The organism is Nonomuraea montanisoli (genome assembly GCF_013363975.1).
GTDB classification, from domain to species: Bacteria; Actinomycetota; Actinomycetes; order Streptosporangiales; family Streptosporangiaceae; genus Nonomuraea; species Nonomuraea montanisoli.
Genome location: NZ_JABWGN010000037.1, coordinates 1 through 6,376, shown reverse-complemented (window position 1 = coordinate 6,376; position 6,376 = coordinate 1). Strand labels below are relative to the sequence as shown.

Below are 6,376 nucleotides of genomic sequence, written 5' to 3'. Positions count from 1 at the left end.
GCCAGCAACGACGAACGCACCGCCGCTCTGCAAGACTTCCTGCACACCTACAACCACCACCGCTGCCACACCGCGCTCGGAGGCCAACCACCGATCACCCGCGTCAACAACCCTGCGGGTCAATACAGCTAGCCTCCGCCATCAGTCAGACGTCGCCGAACATACGATTCCTGTCGCTCTCTGGAGCATCGAGAACATCGAGCGCCCGGTTCAGGGACCCTTCCTCGAAGCCGAAATGAGCCTTCATCGCGGCCTTGATGTCGTTGATCTGCTGGAAGAGCTGCCGCGGCGATGACCGCGGATCGTCGAGGCACATCTGGAAGTCGGCGAGGAGGCGCGCGAGGACCTCATGCTCGCGACTCAGGCGGGCGATCGTGGGCTCCAGCTCGGGCATCTGCTGGAGCAGGGCCGGGAAGAAGTCGCTGTCCTCGCTGCGGTGATGGCTGCCCAGGGCGGAGCAGAACGTGTAGCAGAAGTCGCGGAGTTCAGGCGCGAGGCGCTGGGCGCGTTCGCCGGAGCGGATGGCCCTGCGGGCCTCTTCCAGCGCCTTCTCCAGGCGATGGTGCACGGCCTGCAACTCTCGCTTCCAGGCGAAGATGCGGTGGCGCTGCATGACGGCGCTCAGCGGAAGTCGTCGGCGTGCTCGGCGGCCCACCGTGCGAACTCCCGGGCGGGCAGCCCGGTGACCTGCTCGACGGCGGGTGACACTCCCACGGTCGCGGCCCACCTGGCCAGGAGCTCGTCGATGATCGGGCGCGGCCCGGTGAGCGAGTGTCGCCGTCCGGTACGCGCGGCGGCCGCGGCGAATCTGCCGGCCACCTGCACCCCGGGCGGGAGGTCGGCGGTCGTGGGGCGGCGGCTGAGCGCGCGGACCTCGGCGCCGTCCTCGCGGAGCGTGGTGACGAGGTGTCGTCCGACCAGACCGGTCGCTCCGGTCACCAGAATCATTCCTGCCGTCCTTCCGCTTTCGGCGCTTCGCCGCGGTCGTTCGCGGCGAGCAGAGTCGGGAGCTGCTCCAGCAGGCTCTCGTGCCAGGCGATCTCCGCCCGCAGGCGTGCCGTGGTGTGGTCGAAGGTCATCGGCTCCAGCCCGCGCAGATACGGCTCGGCCTGCTCGCGCTGGTGCCGCCAGGCCGCCAGCCGGGCGATCAGCGCGTCGCGCCGATCGCGGATCAGGGCCCGCAGGTCCTCTTCGGCGAGGTCGTCGGCGTAGTGCAGCGCCAGGTCCACCGGGTCGGGCCGCAGCCGGACCTCGCGCAGCGTCCGGTCGCGCAGCGCGATGAACTCCTCGCGTCCGGCCGGGGTGAGCGCGTACACCGTCCGCGCCGGGCCCGCCGCCTGTTCGGTGCGGACCACGTCGATCGCGCCCTCGGCGACCAGCCGGTGCAATGCCCCGTACAGCGAGCCCACCTTGATGTCGGTCCACAGCTCGGTGCGGTCCAGTTGCGCCTGCCGGCGGATCTGATGCCCGTGCATCGGGCCGCGCAGCAGGGCACCGAGCACGAACATGCGTGCGTCACTCACCCGGCTACTCAAACACGAGTAGTGGAAGCGAGTCAAACGCGAGTAGTACGGGCGGATTCGACGCGACTAGATGGGCTTGGCGGGTGTTCCGCGGCCGGGCCACGCGATGTCGTCGACGGCGAGAAACGGCTCGCCGGCCATGGTCGCGGGGGTCGCCCCGGTGAACTCCATGACGTCCCGGTGCAGGTGGGACTGGTCGGCGTAGCCGGCGTCGGCCGCGACGTGGGCCGCGCCTTCACCCGCGACCAGACGGTGGGCGGCATGGTCGAAGCGGACCAGCTTCACGGCGCGCTTGGGCGGCAGGCCGAGCTGCGACCGGAACCGGGACCACAGCCGCTTGCGGCTCCACCCGACCTCGGCCGCGAGCCCGTCGACCCGGGCCAGGCCACGGCTGCTGACGATCCGGTGCCAGGCCCAGGCCACCTCCGGGTCCACCGGCGGCCCCGCCTCGTGCCGGCGGGCGAGCAGCGCGTCCGTCAACGCGAAGCGATCCTGCCACGACGAGACATCGCCCAGTTGCTCGCGGATCCGTGACGCCTCGCGGCCCCACAGGTCGCCGAGGGGCACGACGGCGCCGTCCAACTCGGCCGGTGACGCGCCGAGGACCGCGCGGGCGATCACCGGGGACAGGCGCACCTGCACGCACTCGACGTTCTCTCCCCGCGCCCGGACCGCGCCGCCGGACCCGAGGCCGGGCCCGGCGACCATGCTTCCCCGCTGCGGCCCGGCGGCACTGTCAAGGACGGGCGAGCCGGAGCCGAAGTCCAGGAGCAGCGTCACGGCCGGGTGCGGGACCATCCGGAGCGTGTCGAGGGCATGGACACGGAACCCGGCCATGGTGACCCCGGCCACCCGGCTGGGCCGCCGCGGGCACGCGACGCCCCAGACAGCCGCACCGTGCACGAACGTCCGCACCGTCCCATGCTAGGGGAGCCGGCTGAGGGGATCGATCTCACCGCGTACTCCCCCGGCGTCCCGGCCTCTCAACGACTTCCGGCGGGATCGGCGCGCAGCTCCGTCTCCAGGAAGTTCGAGATCTCGTTCGCGACGACGTCGGGCACCTCGAGACCGCACAGGTGGCCGAGGTCACTCAGCAGGACCGCGCGGCCTCCAGGGATGCGCCGCACGTCGTCAAGCTGCTTGGCCTGATCGACGACGACGTCCTTCCCGCCGAGGATGTAACAGGTCGGCACGCGTAGCTCGGGCAGCTCGTCGGCCTGGCTCGTCAGCGCTCCGCCGGCCAGCCAGCCGTGCCACATCTGTTCGGTGACGGCCAGCATGCTGCTCGTCATGCTCGCGGTCCTCGACGGGGCCAGGGAGATCGCCGCCACGGCTTGCGTGAGGACTTCGGCGTCGCCGTACGCGGCGTCGAAGCCGGCGATCACCGCGTCCGCGGCATCCGTGCCCGCGGCGTTCCACGGAACGACACCCACCAGCGCCCGCACCTCGTCCGGATGGTCGAGCGCGATGCGCATCGCGATCGCGCCGCCCAGGGAATAGCCGACCAGGCAGTAGGCGTCGACGCCCGCGTCTTTGATCGCGTCGTGCAGGGTCGCGGCCAGCGTGGGCAGTCTCCCGTCCGTCCGCGCGCGGACGGACTGACCATGTCCGGGCAAGTCGAAGATCAGGACGCGGAACCCGCTGAGGTGTCGCGCGATTCCGGTCATGAGATCAGCCGAGGCTCCGAATCCCGGCAACATGACGAGTGTCGCGGGGCCCTGGCCGTGTTCCTCCCAGTAGATATCCGAGCTGGTGTGCGGCATCGCGATCTCCTTTGTTCCGTCGTGTGCATCGATGCGTTCAGTGCGCCTGAGTGGTGTGGCTCGCGGCGAAGGCCAGGAGGAGCGCGGCGGTCCGCGGCGGATCCTCCATGATGGGCGAGTGCCCGATGCCGGGCAGCACCTCGACTTTCGCGCCCGGAACGGCGCGGTATTCGGCGGCGGAGGAGGATCGCCATCTCTGGTCCTCCTTACCGAAGATCACGAGCAGCGGTTTGCCGAGCGGGCTCAGCCGATCGGGCAGCGCGCGCTGGTTCACGTAGTCGTCGCCGTCCTGCGATGTCGCGATGAACGCGTGGTAGGTCATGCCGCGCGCGTCGTCCACGACCGCCTGCGGGATCTGGTAGCCGCGACGGCTGAACGCGGTGCTCGCGGCGTTGCGGATCAGGCTGTCGGTCCGGAGCCGCCACAGCAGCTGCCCGATGACGGGGTCGTCCAGGAGCCCGCCGAGGAAGCCGCTTGAGACGGCGGCGTCCAGGCGGGGCGCGGTGTCGATGATCGCGAGCGCGGTCACCAGGTCGGGTCGTTGCTCGGCGAGAGCGGTGGCGACCGCGCCACCGGTGGAATGGCCGACCACTACGGCGTGCTTGACCCCGAGCCGGTCCATCGCCTCACCGACCCGGCGTCCCTGCTCCGGCATCCCGTAGCCGTCGCCGGCCGGTTTGGCCGACCGGCCGTGCCCGAGCAGGTCGATCCGGATGACGCGATGGGACTTGGTCAGCAGCGGGACGAGCGCGTCCCACGAGCGGGTCGACGAGGCGAGCCCGTGGATCAGCACGAGTGCCGGGGCGTCGGCGGGGCCGTCCTGGCGCACGTAGACGTCACCGCCCTTGAGGGGCAGGGTCGGGCTCCCACTGGCCTCGGCGCTCTGCCCGCTCACCACCGCCGCGTTCACGAGGAGCAACCCGACGAGGACGAGGAGGACAGCCAAGGCGATCCAGAGGCGCCGCCGGCGCCGCACCGCGCCGCTCACACCAGCCTGCCGGTACGGAAACCGCAGGTCGGCGCGGTCGAAGCATGGGGGTCATCGAGCCCCGGAGACATCATCATGGGCCAACTGTCGCCGCCGGTGCGCGCGGGCGTATTGAACGAATGTTCCGCTCAGGCGGCTCGCCTGGCGTGATCCACCCGTGGCCGGAAAAGGGTTGGACGGGATGACGCCCGGGCTTGTAGCTTGCAGTCGATCGTGACGCCGCCCGAGGAGGTGAGACCCATGAACGCTGTAGCCATGTGGGTGCTCCCCCTTCCCGTCACGGTCGGGCGATTGACGTAGGTGTCGCCGGGAGCGCCTCGCCGACAAGGCACTCCCGAAAGGCAACACCTATGCACTCTCAGCACCCCACGATCTTCGATGTGATCATTGCCGGGTGCGGGCCGACCGGTGCGATGCTGGCCGCCGAACTCCGGCTGCACGACGTGCGCGTACTCGTTCTGGAGAAGGAGACCGAGCCCGCGTCGTTCGTCCGCATCGTCAGCCTGCACATGCGCAGTCTCGAGCTGATGGCGATGCGCGGACTGCTGGATCGCATCCTCCGGCACGGACGACGGCGTCCGGCCGGCGGTCTCTTCGCCGCCATCCCGAAACCCGTGCCCAAGGGCCTGGACTCCCCGTACGCCTATCTGCTCGGCATCCGGCAGCCGGTCATCGAGCGGCTGCTCGCGGAACACGCGATCGAGCTCGGCGCGCAGGTCCGGCGCGGTTGCGCGGTCGCCGGCCTCGAGCAGGACGACGAGGGGGTGACCGTCGAGCTGGCCGGCGGGGAACGACTGCGGTCGCGCTACCTCGTCGGCTGTGACGGCGCGCGCAGTACGGTGCGCAAGCTGCTCGGCGTCGGTTTCCCCGGCGAGCCCTCGCGCACCGAGACGCTGATGGGCGAGATGAAGGTGGGCGTTCCGCAGGAGGAGATCGCCGCCAAGGTGGCCGAAGTCGGCGAGACTTTTCAGCGATTCTGGCTCCGGCCCTTCGGCGAAGGGGTCTACAGCGTCGTGGTCCCCGCCGCGGGAGTCAGCGACCGCGCGGAACCGCCCACCCTCGAGGATTTCCGGCGACAGTTGCGCGCCGTCGCCGGAACCGATTTCGGCGTGCACTCCCCGCGCTGGTTGTCCCGCTTCGGGGACGCCACCCGGCTGGCCGAACGCTACCGGGTCGGGCGGGTGCTGCTGGCCGGCGACGCGGCCCACATCCATCCACCCACCGGCGGACAGGGCCTCAACCTGGGCGTTCAGGACGCGGTCAACCTCGGCTGGAAACTGGCCGCACAGATCAGCGGCTGGGCGCCGGAACCGCTGCTGGACACCTACCAGGCCGAACGCCATCCGGTCGCCGAGGACGTGCTGGACAACACCCGCGCCCAGATGGAACTGCACTCCACCGAGCCGGGCGCGCGGGCCGTGCGCAGGCTGCTCACCGAGCTGATGGACTTCGACGAGGTGAACCGCCATCTGATCGAGAAGATCACCGCGGTCGGCATCCGCTACGACTTCGGCGAAGGCCCCGACCTGCTCGGCCGCCGCCTGCGCGACATCGACGTGAAACAGGGCAGCCTCTACGGTCTGCTGCATCGCGGCCGCGGCCTGCTGCTGGACCGCACCGAACGGCTGACCGTCGGCGGCTGGTCGGACCGGGTCGATCACCTCGCGGATCCCACCGCCGCACTGGACGTTCCGTGCGTCCTGCTACGCCCCGACGGCCACGTCGCCTGGATCGGCGACGATCAGCGGGACCTGGACGACCACCTCTCCCGCTGGTTCGGCAGGCGAGCGACCGAAGAGGCCGGTGAGAACCCCGCCGGCTGATCTCGCCCGAGCGACCGAGGAGGCCGGTGAGAGCGTCCTCGACGGCCGCCCGGCGGTCGTCCTCCCGCCGCGACGGCGGGAGGACGACCGCGGAGCGTCAGATCTCCTCGACGTTCATCGCCCCTTCGTTGGGGCGACGCGACAGGTCGATGCCGAGCTCCTCCGCCGCGCGGAAGACGTCCTCGTCGGTGTCGCGCATCTCGATGGACATGCCGTCGCTGGAGAGCACCTCGACGTTGAGGCACAGCGACTGCATCTCCTTGATGAGGACCTTGAAGG

8 protein-coding genes and 1 pseudogene are annotated in these 6,376 nt (G+C 70.6%); 2 read left to right on the top strand and 7 right to left on the bottom strand.

All coding sequences use genetic code 11. The features are described from left to right. Positions 1-132 (top strand): annotated as a pseudogene (locus HTZ77_RS44810) (integrase core domain-containing protein); the annotation flags it as partial. A 13-nt stretch (positions 133-145) separates the two neighbouring features. Here HTZ77_RS44810 and HTZ77_RS44805 read toward each other — a convergent pair. The 6 genes from HTZ77_RS44805 to HTZ77_RS44780 all read right to left on the bottom strand — a co-directional run bounded on the left by HTZ77_RS44805 (position 146) and on the right by HTZ77_RS44780 (position 4,232). Beyond that, a complete protein-coding gene (locus tag HTZ77_RS44805; protein WP_175595902.1) occupies positions 146-613 on the bottom strand; it encodes a hemerythrin domain-containing protein in 468 nt (155 codons plus the stop codon). An 8-nt stretch (positions 614-621) separates the two neighbouring features. Next, entirely contained in the window at positions 622-948 is a 327-nt protein-coding gene (locus HTZ77_RS48625) for an NAD-dependent epimerase/dehydratase family protein (protein ID WP_175595901.1), read from the bottom strand. Next, complete coding sequence (locus tag HTZ77_RS44795; protein WP_175595900.1) at positions 945-1,523, bottom strand: PadR family transcriptional regulator; 579 nt, start codon at positions 1,521-1,523, stop codon at positions 945-947. Before HTZ77_RS44795 ends, HTZ77_RS48625 begins: the two co-directional genes overlap by 4 nt. Positions 1,524-1,589: 66 nt before the next feature. Further along, positions 1,590-2,438, bottom strand: a complete 849-nt coding sequence (locus tag HTZ77_RS44790) for an AraC family transcriptional regulator (protein ID WP_175595899.1) — start codon at positions 2,436-2,438, stop codon at positions 1,590-1,592. A gap of 68 nt (positions 2,439-2,506) precedes the next feature. Then, positions 2,507-3,223: an alpha/beta fold hydrolase gene (locus HTZ77_RS44785; RefSeq protein ID WP_268960291.1), complete on the bottom strand. Its 717-nt coding sequence runs from the start codon at positions 3,221-3,223 to the stop codon at positions 2,507-2,509. 100 nt (positions 3,224-3,323) lie between these two features. Further along, the gene (locus HTZ77_RS44780; protein WP_235996147.1) at positions 3,324-4,232 is read right to left on the bottom strand and encodes an alpha/beta fold hydrolase; all 909 of its coding nucleotides are present in this window, start codon (positions 4,230-4,232) and stop codon (positions 3,324-3,326) included. A 413-nt stretch (positions 4,233-4,645) separates the two neighbouring features. Between HTZ77_RS44780 and rox the strand changes: the two genes are divergently transcribed. Next, on the top strand, positions 4,646-6,097 hold the full coding sequence (rox, locus tag HTZ77_RS44775; protein ID WP_407940653.1) for a rifampin monooxygenase: 1,452 nt from the start codon (positions 4,646-4,648) through the stop codon (positions 6,095-6,097). 97 nt (positions 6,098-6,194) lie between these two features. Here rox and HTZ77_RS44770 read toward each other — a convergent pair. Continuing rightward, positions 6,195-6,376 (bottom strand): hypothetical protein (locus tag HTZ77_RS44770; protein ID WP_175595896.1); only part of this gene is annotated, 182 nt, incomplete at its 5' end.

Coding starts and splice junctions, on each gene's coding strand:
- HTZ77_RS44805 (WP_175595902.1), bottom strand. CDS start 613: ATGCAGCGCCACCGCATCTTCGCCTGGAAGCGAGAGTTGCAGGCCGTG.
- HTZ77_RS48625 (WP_175595901.1), bottom strand. CDS start 948: ATGATTCTGGTGACCGGAGCGACCGGTCTGGTCGGACGACACCTCGTC.
- HTZ77_RS44785 (WP_268960291.1), bottom strand. CDS start 3,223: ATGTTGCCGGGATTCGGAGCCTCGGCTGATCTCATGACCGGAATCGCG.